Source organism: Demequina sp. (genome assembly GCF_024642165.1).
GTDB lineage: Bacteria > Actinomycetota > Actinomycetes > Actinomycetales > Demequinaceae > Demequina.
The window spans coordinates 1-17,450 of the sequence record NZ_JAHEBP010000004.1; the positions used below are offsets into that span (position 1 = coordinate 1).

Genomic DNA, 17,450 nt, shown 5'->3' on the forward strand with positions numbered 1-17,450 from the left:
CCCGCAGCGCCCCGCTCGACGCGACGGCGAGGCGCAGCAGCTCGGCGCTGCCGGCGGCCGCTGCGTCCCGAGCGTCCGCGTCCACGGGCGCCGCCGGCATGGCGGCTGTCACTCGCGCTCCCCCACAAGCGCGCGCCCGTAGACGCTCTCCATGAACTCCAGCATCGCCTCGTACGTCCACGGCCTGTCGGGCAGCGGCGACTCCTCCGCGGCGGCCACGGCGGCGGCCGCGAGCCGGGACGGAAGCGTGCTCACCGGACGCGCCGCTACCGGACGCGCCAGCGTCCCCGCCAGGTCGCTCACGCCGCCCAGGTCGAGGCACACCACGGGGGTGCCGAGACCCGCCGCCTCCGCAGCCGCCCACGGCGCGGAGTCATGGAGGCTGGGCAACGCGAACACGTCTGCGGCCGCGATCATCGACAGAGCCGTCGCCCGGTCCACCTTGTCGTGAAGCACCACCCGCGGATGGCCCGCGAAGCCCTCACGCTCCACCAGGGCCGCCGTGTCGCGGCCCGCGACGTGCATCTCCCACTCCTCGGGCAGCAGCGCGAACGCGCGCAGCGCGAGCCGGAGTCCCTTCCAGTCCACCCCGCGGCCCGCGTAGAGCATGACCTTCGCCGCACCCGCCTGGGGCGTCGCCACCGCCGCCGCGGGCTCCGGCATCTGCTCGTAGTCCACCACCGCGTTGGGGCGCGTGATCACCGGCAGGCGGCGCCACGCGCGCGCGGTGTCGCGGTTGAGCACCAGCAACGCGTCCACCCGGCGGCGCAACAGCAGCTTGTTGATGGTGCGGCCCGCGGCCCCCGAGACCGCCCGCACCGCCTCGAACGCCACGGATCGGGCGCCTAGCGCGGCGGCGAGCCGCAGCGGCGGCCTGGTCGACCCGCCCATGGGGCCCCAGATCCACCGCTCGCCGTCACCCTTGCGCATCACCGCCAGCGGAGTCGGCAGCCAGTCCGCGGCGTAGGTGACGTGATGGATGTCCACCACGACGCCGGGGCGCCGCACGGCTGCGATCACGGGCATCGCCCGTGCCACCCAGTCCGCGTAGCGGAGGTAGACGCTCGAGTTCTCGAGCCGCGCGCTGCCCACGTGGTGGACCGCGACCTCCGCCGGCAGTTCACGCGAGCGCGCGGTGAGGCGGCCATCGTCGCGGCTCTCGGTCACCACCACGATGCTGTCGTAGAGCTCTGCGGCGACCGTGAGAGCAGCCCAGCCCGCGCCGGGCTCACTGCCCTGCTCCGGATGGCACGCGAACGCGAGCAGCACGAGCACGCGGTTCACGTCAGCACCCGCTCCGCGCGCGGCCTACCGCTCCGCCGCGCGGTCCCCTCAGTCCCGCATCGGTCATGATGCCCCCTCGCGCCCAGGCTACCTGCGCCGTCGGTCGCTGAAAAGGGCGTCCCACCGAGCTCACGCCGCCGCCTCGGCGGGCGTGTGCGCGGCAGCACGCCGATCCGCCCGGTTGCGGTAGATGACGTTGAGGGCGATGCGCAGCACCGCCGAGACCGAGGCGCTCACCGGCACCGCGAACACGCCGAGCGACGGGATCAGCGCTACCAGCACCACCAGCGCCGGGATCTCCGATGCGGCCGTGAGGCCCAGCGCCACGCCGTACCGCCGCTCCGCCATGTTGTAGGCGTTGAACGGGTTGGCGGCCGAGGACAGCGCGAAGGATCCCGCCCGCGCGCTCGCGAGTCCGGCATCGACGGGGCGGCCCAGCACCAGCGCGAGCAGTGGAGCGAGCGGGATCAGGGCGAGCGCGTACACCGCGCCCGCTCCGGAGACCACCGCCACGAGCCGCCGCATGATCGCCCCGGCGCGATGGCGGTCCCCGGCCCCGATGGCGCGCACGGCCTCCGGCATGAAGAAGGACGCGACCCCGATGCCCAGGATCAGCACCGGCTGCGCCGCCACGCGGGCGGTCTCGAGCGCCGCCAGCGCGGACGCCGAAATCATGGCCGCGACCAGCAGGTTGGCCACATAGGCCACTCCTTGCCGCGCGAAGCCCGTCGACGCGGCCAGCAGGGAGGTGCGGAACAGGATCGGGTCGCGGTGCTCGACCACCGTCACGGCCCGGTGGAGGCCGTAGCCCGCGACAATGCTCACCAGGTTGCCCAGCACCAACGAACCGAACGGGGCGGCGTACGCAAACCACGCGGGACCCTGCGGCCCCCACTCCACCGCCACGAAGATCACGCTCACGACGCCCAGGTTCACCGCCGAGACGAGCGCGGCCCTGCCGTGCCGCCCCGCGACGTGAAGAGAGGCGCGCATGTGGTCCTGGAACGGGGACAGCGCGGACAGCACCGCCGCCGTGGCACAGATCGCCACATACGCCGACGGGTCGGACAGCCCCCCGCGCAGCGGTAGCGCCGCCAAGAACACACCCACCGCCGTCACGGCGGCGTACGGCACCGCACCGCGCGCGTCGGCGCGGTAACTGGTGCGCCGGACCTGCGGCTGGCGGTTCGCGTGCAGACGTTGCGGGATGTACAGCATGTACTGCGGCGCGATCATCAGCGCCGTGAGGGCCGCGAACACGAGCGCGTACAGCGCCAGCTCGGGGTCGTCGAGGCTGCGCAGCGCCACAAGGCTCGCGACGAAGGTCGCGACCGAGGCCGTGCCGGCATCCGCCAGCGACAGCGCCCCGCCGGTGAGCCGGGTGCGCATCCCTAGCCGCGCATCGCCCGGACGTGGCGGACCAGCCGCGGCACCGAGTAGCCCGGCGAGGCGGCCACCGCGCCCAGCAGATGGAGCGCGCCGCTGCGGTGCCCCTGCGACAGCGCCAGGCCCCCGGCGCGGTACGCCTCGGCCGCGTAGTCGAGCCTGCGCGTGCGGAACGAGGGCGCGTAGTCGCGGTCGAAGTCCTCCCACGTGAGGTCGCCGCCCGCGTCACGCGCACGCAGCCGGGCCTGGATGAAGCGCATGTTCTTGCGCTGCCTGGCGTAGTCGCGGCTGCTGACCGAGGAGGTGCGCAGCCGGTAGCCGCCGAGCGCCTTAGGCACATAGCCCACGGACCCCAGGCGCGCCACGCGCGCGAAGAAGTCGAGATCCTGCGCGAGCCGCAGCGTGGTGTCGAACTCCCCCGCCTGGGCCACCGCATCGGCCTGGAAGACGATGCTCGACGTCTGGAACGGCATCAGCTCGGCACGCGGGATGCGGGCCGGGGCATCGCCCACCGTCGGGTCCTCGCCGGCCGCGGATCGCAGGCGGCGGCCCTGTTCGTCGATGTAGCGCATCATGCTGCCTACCGCGACGTGTTCTGCGAGCAGCGGCACGGTCTCCTCGAGCTTGGTCGGGGTCCACACGTCGTCCGCGTCGAGGAAGGCGACGAACTCTCCCCTCGCCACCTGTGCACCCAGGTTGCGCGCGGAGCTCACGCCGCCGTTGGGCTTGGAGACGATGCGCAGCCGCGGGTCCTCGATGTCGTGGAGGTACGTCATCGTGTCGTCGGTCGAGCCATCGTCGATGACGAGCGCCTCAAGCAGGGGATACGTCTGCTCCAACACCGAGTCGACGGCCTCACGCACCATGGATCCCACGTTGTACGTGGGTATCACGACGGACACCAACCCCAGCTCACGCTCCCCCATGGGTGCAGGATATGCACAAATCGGTCACACTTGAAGGGGTCGATCCGCGCCCACCCCCTCCTGCCTGACTTCAGGTCCCCCCTCCCGCTGGGCCACCCCGCTGAGGTAGGGTCCCCGAATGGGCCATGCATCAACGTGTGGGGTTCACGGCGCGCGGCCACGAGGGAATGGCCGGCGCGACTGAACTGCAGGGGGGACGAACGTGGAGCTGCGGGACTATTTGAGGATCGTTCGAAAGAACTGGATCCTCATCGTCGTCATCACCATGCTCGGCGGGTTCGCCGGGTGGTCCTACGCGACCCTGGCGACGCCGGTCTACACCGCCCAGGCGAAGGTGTTCGTCTCCACCACCGGCGCCGCGAGCACCGCTGAGCTCGCACAGGGCAACTCCTTCACGCTCCAGCGGGTGCAGACGTATTCGGATCTGGTGAAGACCGCCGCCGTGCTCGAGCCCACCATCGAGGAGCTCGGGCTCGATGCCTCGGTGCCGGACGTGCGCGGTCGCGTCTCCGCCAGCTCGCCGCAGAACACCACCATCATCGACGTCACCGCGAGCGGGCCCGATCCGGCCTCCGCGGCGGCGCTCGCCACGGAGACCGCGCGCCAGCTGGTCATCGTGGTGGAGACGTGGGAGCGTACCGAAGGGATGACCGCGTCGCCGGTGGCCCTCAAGATCGCCCAGGAAGCCGAGCAGCCAGGCGTACCCACCAGCCCCAACCTGATGGTCGACATCGCGATCGGACTGCTGGTGGGTCTCAGCCTCGGAGTCGCCGCCGCGCTACTGCGATCGGCGCTTGACACCAAGGTGCACACCGAGCGGGACGTGCGCCGCATCACCACGGTGCCCGTGCTGGGCGGCATCCCGTTCGACCCCCGCGCACGCACCCGTCCGCTCATCGTCCAAGACGACAGCCACAGCATCCTCGCGGAGTCCTTCCGCAGCCTGCGCACCAACCTTCAGTTCCTCCGATCCGGTCAGGGCAGCCAGAGCATCGTCCTCACGTCCTCGGTCCCGGGCGAGGGAAAGTCCACCACCGCCGCGAACCTCGCGATAGCCCTCGCCGACGCGCAGGCGCGCGTCATTCTGGTCGAGGCGGACCTGCGGCGCCCCAAGATCACCCAGTACATGGGACTCGAGGGCGGCGTGGGCCTCTCGGACGTCATCATCGGCCGCATCGAGCTCGACGACGCCATCCAGTCGTGGGGACCGGCCGGCCTGCACGTGCTGCCGGCAGGCCAACTGCCGCCCAATCCCTCCGAGCTGCTGGGCTCGCCCGCCATGGCCGAAGTGGTCCGCCGGCTCGACGAGGACTTCGACGTGGTCATCTACGACGCGCCGCCGCTCCTTCCTGTGACCGATGCCGCCGTGCTCGCGCAGCACGTGGGCAGCACCGTGGTAGTCGTGGCGATCGGCCGCGCGCACGTCCCCGAGTTGCGGAGCGCCCTCGAGGCCGCCGCGAACGTGGGCGTGCCCGCATCCGGGGTGATCTTGTCCATGGTGCCCACCACCGGCGCGGACAGCTACGGCTACCGCCGCTACGACTACGCGTATGAGAGCGCCGAAAAGGCCCCCGCGAGCAGGCGCCTCCGCGTGTCCTGGCCTCTGCAGCGCCAGAGCAAGAAGAAGTCGGACGGGGGCTCGCACGGCGGGGCCCAAGAGCGCGAGGCCGCCAGCGACGCAGCCGTGGTCGAGGAGACCAAAGTCAAGGGCTCCGGCGCCACGGGTTCCGGCGCCAAAGGCACCGGGGGCAAGGGCTCGGCATTCAAGGACCCTGAAGCCAAGGACCCTGAAGCCAAGGACCCTGCGTCCGAGGACTCCGGGGCCAACGAGGCTGGGGCCAAGAACACGACGGCCGAGGCCGCCGAGGACACGCAGGAGGCCACCGCCGACCGCAACGATGCCCGCCGGCGGTGGGGGTGGCGCCGCAAGGTGGCGGCGGTCGACGCCGGTACCGAGGGCGAGCAGCGGGCCGCCTGGTCTCCCGACGAAACCTCGGAGGTGACGGAGTCGCCCGACGCGTCCGGCGACAACCAGGACCCTCAGGAAGAGGCCGACGAAGTCGTTGACGACGCCGATACCGCCAAGTCGCCCGAGGGCGCGGCCGACGCGGATGCCGGGGCGCCACCGTGGGACGAGGACGACGACTCGATCGCCGTGCCCGACGTCGACGACGATGAGGCCGATGACGCGAAGGACAACCACACCGACGACTCCGATGCGGACCTGGACCGTATCGGGGAGGAGTTGGACGAGCTCGACCTCGAGGCGGAATCGCTGGGCGAGGACGAGGTCGAAGTCCCCCGCCTGGTCGAGGACGACGAGCCCGAGCCGAGCCTGCGCACCCCGCGCACGCCGTCCCGGCCCCGCATCAAGTAGCAGGGTGCCGGCGGTAACACGCCAGCAGCGTCAGTACGCCCCGCGGCCGGCCACCACGGCCCAGACTGTGCGCAGGACGATGATGGTGTCGAGCCCGAGCGTCCAGTTCTGCGTGTAGTGGAGGTCGAGCCGCACGCTCTCCTCCCACGACAGGTCCGAACGGCCGCTGACCTGCCACAGGCCCGTGATGCCCGGGCGGACCAGCTGGCGCCGCGAGACGTCCTCGTCCCACATCTCGACCTCGCGGGGCAGGGGCGGGCGCGGGCCCACGATCGACATGTCGCCCTTGACCACGTTGAGCAGCTGAGGGAGCTCGTCGAGCGAGAAGCGGCGCAGGAAGCGGCCCACGGGCGTCACCCGAGGGTCCTGGCGCATCTTGAAGTGAACGCCGTTTCCCTCGTTGTCCTCGAGGATCCCCTCGAGGCGGGTCTCCGCGCCGATGTACATGGTGCGGAACTTCAGCATCTCGAACGGCTGGTGCGCGAGGCCGATGCGCCGCTGCCGGAACAGTACGGGGCCCGGGCTGCTGACCTTGACGGCGATCGCGATCGCCACCAGCGGCACGCTCAGCACCGCGAGGATCGCGAGCGCGCCCACCTTGTCCGCGGCCGTCTTGAGCGCGCGGCTGGGACCGCTGAAGCGCGGCGGGTCGACGTGCATGAGCGGCAGGCCGGCCACGTGGCTCACGGCCACCCGGGGCATGGCGACGTCCGAGAGGCTGGGCGCGACGATGAGGCCGATCCCGAAATCCTCGAGCGCCCACTCGAGGCGCCGCGCCTCCTGGAGCGACACCTCCTCAGTGCCGGCGAGCACGATGTACTCGGCCCCGGCGCCGTTGGCGGCCGCGGCGGCGCCGGAGATCGACCCGAGCACGGGGATGTCCGCGAGGTCACCGGAGAGCGTGACCGACGTGCCGCCGGGCAGGCACACGCCCACCACCTCGTAGCCATGCTCGCGGTCACCCGCCTGCAATCGACCGATCATCTGCTCGACCGTGCGGCGGGGCCCCGCGATCACCACGCGCTGGCGAAGGTTGCCCAAGCGGCGCTGCTCGCCGAGCCACATCCGCCACGCACGGCGGTAGCCGAAGAGGACGAGCGTGCCCAGCGGCAGCGCGAACAGGAGATACCCGCGGCTGATGTGCCACTGGGTGAGGAAGCCGATGATGGCCACGATGGCGAAGGTGCGCCAGCCGGCCGTGCCGATGCGCTGGTACTCCTCGGGCCCCTGGCCCAGGATGCGGGCGTCGCGCGAGCGGGTCCATCCGAGCTGGAGCAGCCACAGCACGGAGACCGCGACGGTCACCCACCAGTAGGCAGGGCCTGACGGCCCCACGAGGGTGGTGAAAGGGTCCCACCCGAAGCGCACGCCGTGCGCGGCGACCATGATGAGGGCAACCACGAAGGCATCGGTGAAACCGATGCGGCGCTGGATGGTCTTCACCCAGGGCCTCGCCCCCACGCCCGCAGGCGCGATGGAATCAAGCGACATGGAGCTCCCCCAGCTCATTCACCTCGCACAGACTGCAATGCCGGCGTCCCGTCGAGACGGGACGCCGGCATCGTGTCTAGGATCGCGTGCCGGCCGAGGTCCGACGAGCAGCGATGACGACTGTTGCGGCACCGGCGACGAGGAGGACCCCCGCACCGAGCGCCATGGGGACGCTCTCGAAGCCCGTGTTCGACAACGTGTCGGTGCTTCCCCCAGTGTTAAGAGAGCCCGAGTTGTTCTCGTTGCCCTCCGACGGATACGCGTCCGCGTAGGCGACGGCCGGGGCAAGCGCGATGGCCCCCGCGATGGATACTGCTGCGATGGTGCGACCGATCATTGCGTTCAATTCCCCTCGTTTGCGGTGCAAGCCCCCCTGACCTGCCCTCGCTTCTTGACTGTAACAGCGCATGTCCGTTTTGTCGCCATATTTTCCATTGGGGCGTTTCGCGACGCAGGATTCGTGCTTCCGGCGGATTCTAGCCGCCCGCTCGAAGCGCAAAGCCCACGTATGCACCTACCAATGGGATCGCCTCGTTGGAGTAATGGATCCCGTCGCCCGTCATGCCATCCGCCCAGGTATCGCCGTCGCGAACCACCCTGGCGGCGTCCACGAACTGCCAGTCGTGCTCCGCGGCAAGCCCCTGAAGCCAGCCGTTGAATTCGACGGTGCTCGGCTCGCGCTCGTAGCGACGCGGCGGCACCGAGAGAACCAGCACGCGAGGCGCGCCCACGGTGGCCGCGATCTGCGTCAACGCCTCCGCAGTCGCGGCGAAACTCGCGTCCGCGCTCATGTCGTTGGTGCCGAGCGCCATCACGAGCACATCCGCGTCGATCGGCACCGCGCGACGGGCCTGCGACCACGACGCCGCGCCCACCTCAGCCGTGCCGCCCACGAACGTCGCATCGTCCCCTTGGGCCCAGTAGACCCAGCTCAGGTTGCCCGCAACGCCGCCGTCGAAGTCCGGACTGTTGCCCAGCGACAGCGAGTCGCCCACCACGGCGAAGGTCACGGGGCCTGAGGCTGTGAGCTCCTGCGCCTCGACCGGCGTCGCCTGCGCGGCCGCGGCCGGCGGGGACGATGCGGTGGTCGCATCTCGCGAGACGGTCGCTTGCGATGCCGCCATCGACGGGGAGCACGCCGCGAGCGTCGCGGCCGCGACGATGGCGAGCGCCCAGCGGCCCGTCAGCAACCCTGCTCCCACGCCACCTTGACGAACGCCGCCGACTGGTACGCGTACTGATACGCCCACGCCGCGAGCCCCAACGGCTCGCCGGAGTCGAGGTAGGAGATCTCGCCGTCCCAGCATCGTTCCATGATGACCCGCGTGCGCGTGATGTGCGGCGTGGTGGTGATCACCGCCACCGAGTCCCAGCCGTGCTCGGTCGCCAGATCGCTGAGCCAGCGGGCCTCGCCGCGCGTGGTGAACGGGTCCGGCTGAGAGCAGTGCACCGGGTACGCGCGCGGCGCGCCGTCGCACGCGTCGGCCGCCTCGGGCAAGGCGGCACGCTGCACGGGCTCGTCGATGATCGACACCACCAGCGCGCCGGCCAGACCATCCTCGATCATGCCCTCGGCGAACTCGATCCGCGGGTCGTACGGAGGACCGATCACGTAGACCGCGTCGACCGCTCGCGGCTCGTCGCGCGCCGGGAGCACGTACAGCGGCACGCCCGCGATCGCCACGGCGGCGATGGCCGCCGCGAGCGCGGCCGCGATCCTCAGTACACGTCCCACGAGCCGCACAGTAGCGCGGCCGTGTCACGGGGATGTGTCGCGCCCGGGCCTTAACAGAGCGCCGCGGCCACCGCCTCGCCCACGATCCGCGCGCCGGCGACGGTGTAGTGGACGCCGTCCCCGGTCATGCCCGCCGCCCAGCCGTCACCCTCGCGCGCGCCCGCGGGCGCGTCCACATACGTCCAGCCCTCCGCGTCGGCGAGGCGCCGCAGCTGCCTGTTGTAGACCGGCGTGGTGGGGTCGATCTCCGGGTCGAGCGGGGGGATCGCCAGCAGGAGCACGCGTGGGGCGCCCACCACGGCGGCGATATCCCTCAACGCCTGCGAGGTCTGGTCGAACGCGATGCCCCAGGCGAGGTCGTTGGTGCCGAGCGCCAGGATCAGCACGTCCGCGTCCACGGCGCCGGCCCGCTCGCGCTGGTCCAGCGACGTGGCACCCGGCACGGCGGTGCCGCCCGCGAGCACCGCATCGTCCCCCAGCGCCCACCACACGTACGACGACTCGTCGAGACCATCCGGCGTGAACGCCGCGGACGTGCCGTAGGACAGCGAGTCGCCCACCACCGCGACGCGCAGCGGGGACGATGCGGCGCCCTGGGCGCAGCCGTCGGCCGAGGCGGCTCCGCCCGCGCCCTCGCCGGGCGCGCAGGCCGTGAGCGCCACGGCCAGCAGGAGCGCGGCGCCCTTCACCCGCATGGAGACGTCACCCCCACGGCTGCTCGTCGACGCGAACGTCGGCACCGGTGCGCGCCGAGTCGAGGATCGCCAGCGACAGCGCGTGATCCCAGAGCCCCTGCGCAAGCGGATAAGGCTCGGGCGCCTCGCCGCGGGTCCAGCGACCCATGTCCTCGAGGATCTGCGCCACCGCCAGGTCGTCCTCCGACATGCGGCTGTGGTGCCACGCGTTCCGGTAGACCACCCGCCCGTCGAAGGACGTGTGCACCAGGGCGTTGCCCTCGAGGTTGAGGTCCACGCCGGTGCGCCGGTGCTCGAGGTGCGAGGTCACGGGGCCGTCGGAGGTGAGTCGGATGACTGAATCATCGGCGATCTCGCCGTGCGAGCCGCGCACCACGATGCGCCGGTGCAGCGTCGGGTTCCACCACTGGTTGTCGACAAAGTCGTACAGCCCGAAGCCGGCGTCGCCGAAGTCGAGCGTGGCGATGGTGGTGGAGCGGGGCTGCGGGTCGAGGCCCGTCCCGGGGTGCTCCGGCGTGCCGGGTGCGCCGCCCACCCAGCCGTCGGGCGTCAGCGGGTCCAGGGCGGGCGCGGTGAACGAGCGCGCGGTGACCGTCGCCCGGGTGACGCCTTCGGGGCGGCCGCTTCCCAGCATCGTCCGGATGAGCGAGACGGCGTGATAGAGGTGCGTGGAGGACAGCTCGACCGCGGAGGGCGCGCCGATGACGCCCGCCTCGATGACGGCCAGCCGCGCGGCGTGGCCGGGCATGCGCGGATACTGCTCGGCGATCTGCACCAGGCCCGACGCGCCCGTGTCCCGCCACAGGGCGCGCAGGCCGTCGAGGTCGGGCGCGGGCGGCGTCTCCGCGAGCACGGGCGTGCCGGTGGCGACCACCTCACGGATCACCTCGGGGTTGGTCTCCCACGGCACGGCGGACACCACGAAGTCGGGCCGGCGGGCGAGCGCCTCGCCCAGGCCGTCCGCGGGCAGCGCATCGGTCAGATGCGCGGAGAAGGGGGCGGCCGCCGCGCGCGCCTCAGCCAGCGCCTCGCGCGCGCGCTGAGGCGTGCGGCCCACGATCGCCACCGGCTCGAGGCGGTCCGGGGCCATCGCCGCGAGCCGCAGCATGAACCGCGTGCGCCAGCCCGTGCCGACGATCGCGAACCGAACCGGTGCGGTCATGCGCGTGCTCCTTCGGGAAGCGGGGACCCTGGCGACGCTATCGCGCGCGGATGCGCTCCGCGAGCAGCTCCGCGAGGTGGCGGCCCTGGACGCCCGCGAGGTCGTCGGCCTGGGTGCGGCAGCTGACGCCGTCCGCAAGGTAGATGGCGCCGTCGGGCGCCGCGCGCAGCGCGGGCAGCAGCGAGTTCTCGGCGACCTTCACCGACGTCTCGTAGTGGCCCTTCTCCGTGCCCCAGTTGCCGGCCAGCCCGCAGCAGCCGGACGTCTCGGTGACGGCGGCGCCCGCGCGGGCGAGCAGCTCGCGGTCCGCGGCGTAGCCCATCACCGAGTACTGATGGCAGTGGGGCTGGACCACGGCCGTGACATCGTCGAGCCGCGGCGGGCGCCAGCCCTCGCGCACCTTGACCGCCGTGCGCCCGGTGAGCACCTCGGCGAGCGTCGCCGTCTGCTGGGCGACGGCGTAGGCGCGCGGATCCTCCGGCAGCAGGTCCGTGAGATCGCCGCGGAGCACGCCGATGCACGAGGGCTCGACGCCCACGATGGGCACGCCGTTGACCGCCCACGGGCCCAGCACCTCCAGCAGGTGCTCGAGGCGCTGTTTGGCGGCGTCGAGCTGGCCGGTGGAGATCCACGTGACGCCGCAGCAGGCGTCACCCGCGACCACCACCACGTCGATCCCCGCGTCCTCGAGCACCTCGACGATCGCGGCGGGGATCTGCGGGTCCAGGCCGTCCGTGAACGAATCCGCCCACAGCACCACCAGGTTGTCCAGGCGCGTGGCGCGGGCGGGATCGGCGCGGCGGCGGCGCGCCACCTCGGAGCGACGGAACGGGACGGCGAACTTCGGGAGCCGACGGCGCGTGTCCATGCCGGCGATCGACACGGCCAGGCGCTGGAGCGGTGCGGGACTGATTAACGCGTTAACGACCCCGGGCGCGAGTCCCACCACCTTGAGCCAGCGGGGCAGCCATCCGATCGAGTAATGCGTGGCGGGGCGCACCTTGCCCTTGTAGGTCTGGTGCAGCACCTCGGACTTGTACGCCGCCATGTCCACGCCGCTGGGGCAGTCCGACGAGCACGCCTTGCAGCTGAGGCACAGGTCCAGACTCTCGCGCACCTCCGGCGCCGTGAGCCCGCCGATCAGCGTGCCGTTCAGCGCGTCCTGCAGCACCCGCGCACGGCCGCGCGTGACGTCCTTCTCGTCCCCCGTGGCCTGGTAGCTGGGGCACATGAACCCGGCGCCGGAGCCGATCGAGTCCGCGCGGCACTTCCCCACCCCGGTGCAGCGGTGCACCGCCTCCGCGATGTCGCCGTGATCGTGTTGGAAGGACAGGCCGATGCCGGACGTGTGGGGCGCGGCGGGGCGCCTGAGATTCGCGTCCAGGGGATCGGGGTCCACCATCACGCCCGGGTTCAGCAGGTTGTCGGGGTCGAAGAGGTGCTTGACGGCCTTGAACAGGCCGATCGCCTCCGGGGAGTACATCGCGGGCAGCAGCTCCGAGCGCGCCCGGCCGTCGCCGTGCTCGCCCGAGAGCGAGCCGCCGTGGGACGCCACCAGCGCCGCGGCATCGTCCATGAAGGCCCGCAGCGGGCGGCCGTCCTCGCGCAGCGGGATGTCGAGCCGCACGTGGATGCAGCCGTCGCCGAAGTGCCCGAAGGGCTGGCCCGTCACGCCGTGCCGCTCCATGAGCGTGTCGAAGTCGCGCAGGTAGGCGCCCAGGCGCTCCGGCGGCACCGCGGCGTCCTCCCAGCCCGGCCAGGCCTCCTTGTTGTCCGGCGTGCGCCCCGACAGGCCGGCGCCGTCCGCACGGATGGCCCAGAGCCGGGCGGCCTCCTTCGGGTCCTCGACCTCGCGCCACTGCCGCGTGCCGGAGTCCGCGGCGAGCGCCGCGAGCGTGGCGCGGGCCTCCGCCTCGGTGTCGCCGCCCACCTCGACGAACAGCCAGCCCGCGCCCTCGGGCAGGTCGGGCACCGCTCCCGTGGCGCCGGCGACGCGCGCCACCAGCCGGGCGTCGAGGCCCTCGACCGCCTGCGGGCGGTGGGGCAGCATCCCCACCACCGCATCGGCCGCCGCGGGCATGTCCTCATACCCAAACGCCGCGGTGAGCCGGACCGGCGGGACGTCCACCAAGCGCACGGTCGCCTCGAGCGTGGTGGCGAGCGTGCCCTCGCTGCCCACGAGGAAGCGCGCCAGGTTGCCGCCCAGCTCCGGCAACAGGTGCTCGAGCGAGTAGCCGCTGACCTGGCGCGAGAAGCGCCCGAACTCCTTGCGGATGAGGGCGAGGTTGGCGGCGACCAGCTCCTCGAGCCCGGGGACCGCTGCCACCCCGCGCGCGCCGGCGGTGACACGCCGGCCCAGCCCGTCGATCACCTCGAGCGCGATCACGTTGTCCGCCGTGCGACCGAAGGCGACGGCGTGCGGGCCGCACGCGTTGTTGCCGATCATCCCGCCCAGCGTGGCTCGCGTGGAGGTGCTCGGGTCCGGCCCGAACCGCAGCCCGTGGCCGGCCACCCGCGCTTGCAGCTGGGAAAGGATCACGCCCGGCTCCACGCGCGCCGTCCGCGCCTCGACGTCGACGTCGAGGATGCGGGTGAGGTGGCGGCTGACTTCGAGCACCAGCCCCGGACCGATCGCGTTGCCCGCCACGGATGTGCCGCCGCCGCGCACCGTGGTGGGCACGCCGGCCTCGCGGGCGGTCGCGAGCGCGGCGAGCAGGTCGTCGGCGCCGCGCGGGTAGGCCACGGCGAGCGGCGGGATCCGGTAGTTGGAGGCGTCGCTGGAGTACTCGGCACGTCGCCGGGCGCTCGCGTCGACCTCTCCGTCCATGGCCGCGCGCAGCGCCTCGACGAGGTCGCGGGTCGCGGAATCCTGGGCGGTGGCGGCGGCGATGGTCACGCGCGCCATTCTTCCACCCGCCGCCGCGCCGCTCGCCAGGGTCGATGGTCCGGGACCATGGCGGCGCCGCGGGGTCACGAGTGGGCCTCGGGAGATGTCACATCCGTCACATCAGTTGACTTCTGTCACATCCGTTAACAGTGCTCTCCGGATCCGGGTGAAGCATCCCACGCACCGGCGGACGATGGAAGGTGCCGGGGGAAGCTGAGATTCGTCGAACCCCCGTGTCCCCCCGGCACCGGAGGGAACTATGAAGACGAGGGGGGTGCTGGCAGCCGCTGGGGTCGCCGCACTCGTGACAGTAGGCGGCACGGCCGCCTTCGCGGTCGGCAACGACCGCGACACCGGAGGGCCGGACACGCACAAGGTGTTCGTGTGCAAGTACGTGGGCACACCCTTCGAGGACGAGCGTCTGCAGACGGGGAACAACCCCATCGCCGTAGACGTGCACTCCATTCCGGATTGGACCGGCCCGGTCACCGAGGCCATCCTCGGCTTCGAGTTCGCGGACCAGCACGGCCAATCCATCGTCATCGGCATCAAGGACTGGAACGGTGGCGGCCAGACCGGCGAGCCGGGCATCGAGAGTTGCCCCGCGCCGCGCGAGCCCGAGCCCGAGCCCTCGGTCACACCCGAGCCCTCGGTCACACCGACGCCGATCGTGACCCCCGAGCCGACGGTGACGCCGTCGCCTGAGGTCGAGGTGCAGGGCGAATCCGGCACCAAGAACGAGGCCCCAGCGGCCACGGCCGTCCTGTCCGACGCCGGGTACACCGGCTAGGTCGGGACGCTGCGCAGGAGGTGAGGGGGGACGGCGCCCGCCGCCCCCTCTCGCTGCGCATCGGCGCTACAGCGCCACCACCGGCTCCCCCGGCTCGATCCCGAGCCGGATCATGAGGTCCCGCACCCGCCCGTCGATCTCGTCGCGCTGCGCGTCCGAGGGCCCGGGCTCGATCGCCCAGTCCTCGTACTGCTTGCCGGGGATGAACGGGCATGCATCGCCGCAGCCCATCGTCACGATCACGTCCGCCTCATGGAGCTGAGAGTCGGTCCAGCGCTTGGGGTGCTCGTGCGTGATGTCGATGCCCACCTCGGCCATCGCCGCGACCGCGCCGGAGCTCAGTGCCCCGCCCGGCTCCGAGCCGGCGGACCAGGCCGTGGCGCGATCGCCCGCGTAGTGGGCGAACAGGCCCAGCGCCATCTGGGACTTGCCGCCGTTCTTGACGCACAGGAACAGGACTGCGGGGGTGTCGGACATGTCGATCCTCTCGGGTGGGGTGACTCAGGGACGGGGTGCCGCCGCGGCGAGCGTGGCGGCCAGGCGACGCACCCGCGGGGCGAGTGCGTCGAAGGCTTCGGCGAAGGACCGAGCGGTGGCGTCGACCGCCGGATCCGCGACGGACCAGTGGAGGTCCGCGCCCGCGCGCTCGTACGCGGTGTCGCACACGGCGACCACCAGGTCGCCGTCCTCACGCACCGTGTCCAGCAGCGCCGGGGAGACGGACGCCGGCTCGAGTCCGCGGCGGTCGAGCTCGTCGAGGGCCAGCGGGTGGACGCGCCGGTCGGGCGCGGTGCCACCCGAGGCCACCGGGACGATGCGTTCCGCGGCGAGCATCGCGGCGGCCAGTTGAGAGCGGGCGGAGTTGCGCGTGCAGCTGAACACCACGCGGCGCGGGCGGACCACCGCGTGGGGACGCAGGGTGCCGGCGGAGACCGCGGCCTCGACGATGCCCGACCACCGCAGGGACAGGTAGGCGCGCCGGCCGTCGGCATCGGAGCGGCGCCGCTCGACCACCCCGGCGTCCTCGAGCGCGCGCAGGTGATGGGCCAGGAGGCTCGAGCTCAGGCCCGTCCGCAGGCCCAGCTCGCCCGGCGCCAGGTCGCCGTCCGCGAGCGCGTCGACCACCGCGAGCCGGTGAGGATCGGCCAGCGCGGCGAGCACGGCCAGTCGGGAGGTCACGCGCCCAGTTTATCTCAACTCGCGTTGAGGTACCTGCCGAAGCGCAGCCTCGCCGGCGAGCGCATCGTCCCGCGACACCCCGGCGGGCATGAATACCCTGCAAATCCTGCAATTCGGACACCGACGATTCCGGCCGCGGAGACCGCCTTCTCGGCCCTCACAGCCTCGAACTTGAGCCGATAACCGATTCCCTTCTGTCACATCCTTCACGCACGTATAGATGAACCCCAGAGGTATATACGGCGTTCCGGGGCTCGTTGACGGCCCTCAGGCCGGGCAAGACGATGGTCCTAGCCGGGGGATCGGATCACATCGCTGAGGGTGTGCAGCGCTTCCTCCTGCCTAGAAAGGCACGAAAGTGAAGCTGAGGAATCTGACGATCAGCGCCGCCGTTGCGGCCCTCGTCCTCGCCATCGCGGCGCCGGCATCGGCCACGCAGCCCACCGGGCCGCAGCCGGGCAATGACGGCGTCCACAAGGTCTGGGTCTGCGTGTACTCCGGCACTCCGGACGTCGACGAGGTGCTCAAGCCGGGCAAGAACCCCATCGCGGTGGACGCGAGCGCCACCGCGGGCGAGTGGTTCAACGACGGCCAGGGCCGTTCCTACGTGGTCGCCGACGTCACGGACGAGAACACCGCTCAGGGCGAGCGCTACACCGGCACCGAGGCGTGCCCCACGCCCAGCGTCCCCGACGAGACGCCGGTCGACCAGCCCGGCGAGCGGCCCGAGGATTCGTCCTGGATGGGCGAGTGGACCGAGCAGGCGTGGGAGTGTGGCGACGAGGCGGTCACGCTGACCCGCGAGTTCGGCTCCACCACGTGGAGCCTCGTGGACGACGAATGGCTGCCCTCCGCGCAGTCGGGCGTCGAGTACACGACGCGCGACTTCACCGCCGAGGAGGCCGCCTCCTGCGAGGAGGGGTCGACGCCTCCGGAGGAGACTCAGGAGCCCGACATCGACGCGTCGGTGGTCACCGAGCAGTGCACCGCGAAGGCGCCGTACCTCATGTACGACATCGTGGTGAACGACCCGGACGGCAAGCTGGGCGGCAAGGACACCGCGACCATCACCTTCGTCAACCCCGACGGCGACAACTGGAGCACCACGGTCGCGATCGGCGCCGGCACGGTGCTGTGGCCGGGAGCGACGGTCGACGGCGACGGCAAGGCCACGGCGTGGCCGGGCTGGGAGTACGACTCCACGCTCGGCAGCTGGGTCGACGTGGGCAACGACAACTTCGGGTGGACCCGCGCGGAACTCACCCAGGTCGAGGTCCAGGTGAACCCCACCAAGACGTTCTACGTCAACTACCCGAAGCCCTCCACGGAGTGCGCCTCCGCACCGAAGTCCACGATCCTGGTGGTGATGAGCGAGACCGGTACCAAGGCTCCCGTCACTACCGCCACGAACGCCCCGGCCGCCACTGCGGTGAAGGCCGAGGTCACCTACACCGGTTGATCCCCCGGTGACGAGGGCCCGGCGGGGCCGCTGACCTTCCTCAGCAGGTCGGTGGACCGCCGGGCTTCCTCGTGTCCGG

15 protein-coding genes are annotated in these 17,450 nt (G+C 72.0%); 3 read left to right on the plus strand and 12 right to left on the minus strand.

The annotated features are described in order from the left end of the window. Positions 1–108 precede the first annotated feature (108 nt). From Q0L54_RS00785 to Q0L54_RS00795, 3 genes are all read right to left on the minus strand, one after another. On the minus strand, positions 109–1,284 hold the full coding sequence (locus tag Q0L54_RS00785) for a glycosyltransferase (protein ID WP_296664613.1): 1,176 nt from the start codon (positions 1,282–1,284) through the stop codon (positions 109–111). 129 nt (positions 1,285–1,413) lie between these two features. Next, on the minus strand, positions 1,414–2,673 hold the full coding sequence (locus Q0L54_RS00790) for a hypothetical protein (RefSeq protein ID WP_296664615.1): 1,260 nt from the start codon (positions 2,671–2,673) through the stop codon (positions 1,414–1,416). 2 nt (positions 2,674–2,675) lie between these two features. Further along, positions 2,676–3,596 carry a glycosyltransferase gene (locus Q0L54_RS00795; protein WP_296664617.1) on the minus strand — a complete coding sequence of 307 codons (921 nt, stop codon included), beginning with the start codon at positions 3,594–3,596 and terminating at the stop codon, positions 2,676–2,678. A gap of 202 nt (positions 3,597–3,798) precedes the next feature. Between Q0L54_RS00795 and Q0L54_RS00800 the strand changes: the two genes are divergently transcribed. Continuing rightward, positions 3,799–5,973, plus strand: a complete 2,175-nt coding sequence (locus Q0L54_RS00800) for a polysaccharide biosynthesis tyrosine autokinase (RefSeq protein WP_296664619.1) — start codon at positions 3,799–3,801, stop codon at positions 5,971–5,973. Positions 5,974–6,003: 30 nt separating this feature from the next. Here the strand turns inward: Q0L54_RS00800 and Q0L54_RS00805 are convergent, their stop codons facing one another. The 7 genes from Q0L54_RS00805 to Q0L54_RS00835 form a co-directional block, all read right to left on the minus strand. Beyond that, a complete protein-coding gene (locus tag Q0L54_RS00805; protein WP_296664621.1) occupies positions 6,004–7,464 on the minus strand; it encodes a sugar transferase in 1,461 nt (486 codons plus the stop codon). A 76-nt stretch (positions 7,465–7,540) separates the two neighbouring features. Next, the gene (locus Q0L54_RS00810; RefSeq protein ID WP_296664623.1) at positions 7,541–7,810 is read right to left on the minus strand and encodes a hypothetical protein; all 270 of its coding nucleotides are present in this window, start codon (positions 7,808–7,810) and stop codon (positions 7,541–7,543) included. A 130-nt stretch (positions 7,811–7,940) separates the two neighbouring features. Next, entirely contained in the window at positions 7,941–8,666 is a 726-nt protein-coding gene (locus Q0L54_RS00815) for an SGNH/GDSL hydrolase family protein (RefSeq protein WP_296664625.1), read from the minus strand. Continuing rightward, positions 8,648–9,199 (minus strand): YdcF family protein, encoded by a 552-nt coding sequence (locus Q0L54_RS00820; protein WP_296664626.1) that lies wholly within the window; start codon positions 9,197–9,199, stop codon positions 8,648–8,650. Before Q0L54_RS00820 ends, Q0L54_RS00815 begins: the two co-directional genes overlap by 19 nt. A 50-nt stretch (positions 9,200–9,249) precedes the next feature. Next, complete coding sequence (locus Q0L54_RS00825) at positions 9,250–9,894, minus strand: SGNH/GDSL hydrolase family protein (RefSeq protein WP_296664628.1); 645 nt, start codon at positions 9,892–9,894, stop codon at positions 9,250–9,252. A gap of 7 nt (positions 9,895–9,901) precedes the next feature. After that, the gene (locus tag Q0L54_RS00830) at positions 9,902–11,056 is read right to left on the minus strand and encodes a Gfo/Idh/MocA family oxidoreductase (protein ID WP_296664630.1); all 1,155 of its coding nucleotides are present in this window, start codon (positions 11,054–11,056) and stop codon (positions 9,902–9,904) included. A 37-nt stretch (positions 11,057–11,093) separates the two neighbouring features. Then, positions 11,094–13,961 carry an FAD-binding and (Fe-S)-binding domain-containing protein gene (locus tag Q0L54_RS00835; RefSeq protein WP_296664631.1) on the minus strand — a complete coding sequence of 956 codons (2,868 nt, stop codon included), beginning with the start codon at positions 13,959–13,961 and terminating at the stop codon, positions 11,094–11,096. Positions 13,962–14,202: 241 nt separating this feature from the next. Here Q0L54_RS00835 and Q0L54_RS00840 point away from each other — a divergent pair, with 241 nt between their 5' ends. After that, entirely contained in the window at positions 14,203–14,733 is a 531-nt protein-coding gene (locus tag Q0L54_RS00840; protein WP_296664632.1) for a hypothetical protein, read from the plus strand. 66 nt (positions 14,734–14,799) lie between these two features. Here Q0L54_RS00840 and Q0L54_RS00845 read toward each other — a convergent pair whose 3' ends face one another. Together Q0L54_RS00845 and Q0L54_RS00850 are read right to left on the minus strand one after the other, a co-directional pair. Beyond that, positions 14,800–15,210 (minus strand): phosphotyrosine protein phosphatase, encoded by a 411-nt coding sequence (locus Q0L54_RS00845; protein ID WP_296664634.1) that lies wholly within the window; start codon positions 15,208–15,210, stop codon positions 14,800–14,802. Positions 15,211–15,234: 24 nt separating this feature from the next. Continuing rightward, positions 15,235–15,912, minus strand: a complete 678-nt coding sequence (locus Q0L54_RS00850) for an ArsR family transcriptional regulator (protein WP_296664636.1) — start codon at positions 15,910–15,912, stop codon at positions 15,235–15,237. 358 nt (positions 15,913–16,270) lie between these two features. Between Q0L54_RS00850 and Q0L54_RS00855 the strand changes: the two genes are divergently transcribed. Continuing rightward, complete coding sequence (locus tag Q0L54_RS00855; RefSeq protein WP_296664637.1) at positions 16,271–17,371, plus strand: hypothetical protein; 1,101 nt, start codon at positions 16,271–16,273, stop codon at positions 17,369–17,371. Positions 17,372–17,450 lie beyond the last annotated feature (79 nt).

Coding starts and splice junctions, on each gene's coding strand:
- Q0L54_RS00790 (WP_296664615.1), bottom strand. CDS start 2,673: ATGCGCACCCGGCTCACCGGCGGGGCGCTGTCGCTGGCGGATGCCGGC.
- Q0L54_RS00830 (WP_296664630.1), bottom strand. CDS start 11,056: ATGACCGCACCGGTTCGGTTCGCGATCGTCGGCACGGGCTGGCGCACG.
- Q0L54_RS00825 (WP_296664628.1), bottom strand. CDS start 9,894: ATGCGGGTGAAGGGCGCCGCGCTCCTGCTGGCCGTGGCGCTCACGGCC.
- Q0L54_RS00795 (WP_296664617.1), bottom strand. CDS start 3,596: ATGGGGGAGCGTGAGCTGGGGTTGGTGTCCGTCGTGATACCCACGTAC.
- Q0L54_RS00840 (WP_296664632.1), top strand. CDS start 14,203: ATGAAGACGAGGGGGGTGCTGGCAGCCGCTGGGGTCGCCGCACTCGTG.
- Q0L54_RS00805 (WP_296664621.1), bottom strand. CDS start 7,464: ATGTCGCTTGATTCCATCGCGCCTGCGGGCGTGGGGGCGAGGCCCTGG.
- Q0L54_RS00845 (WP_296664634.1), bottom strand. CDS start 15,210: ATGTCCGACACCCCCGCAGTCCTGTTCCTGTGCGTCAAGAACGGCGGC.
- Q0L54_RS00835 (WP_296664631.1), bottom strand. CDS start 13,961: ATGGCGCGCGTGACCATCGCCGCCGCCACCGCCCAGGATTCCGCGACC.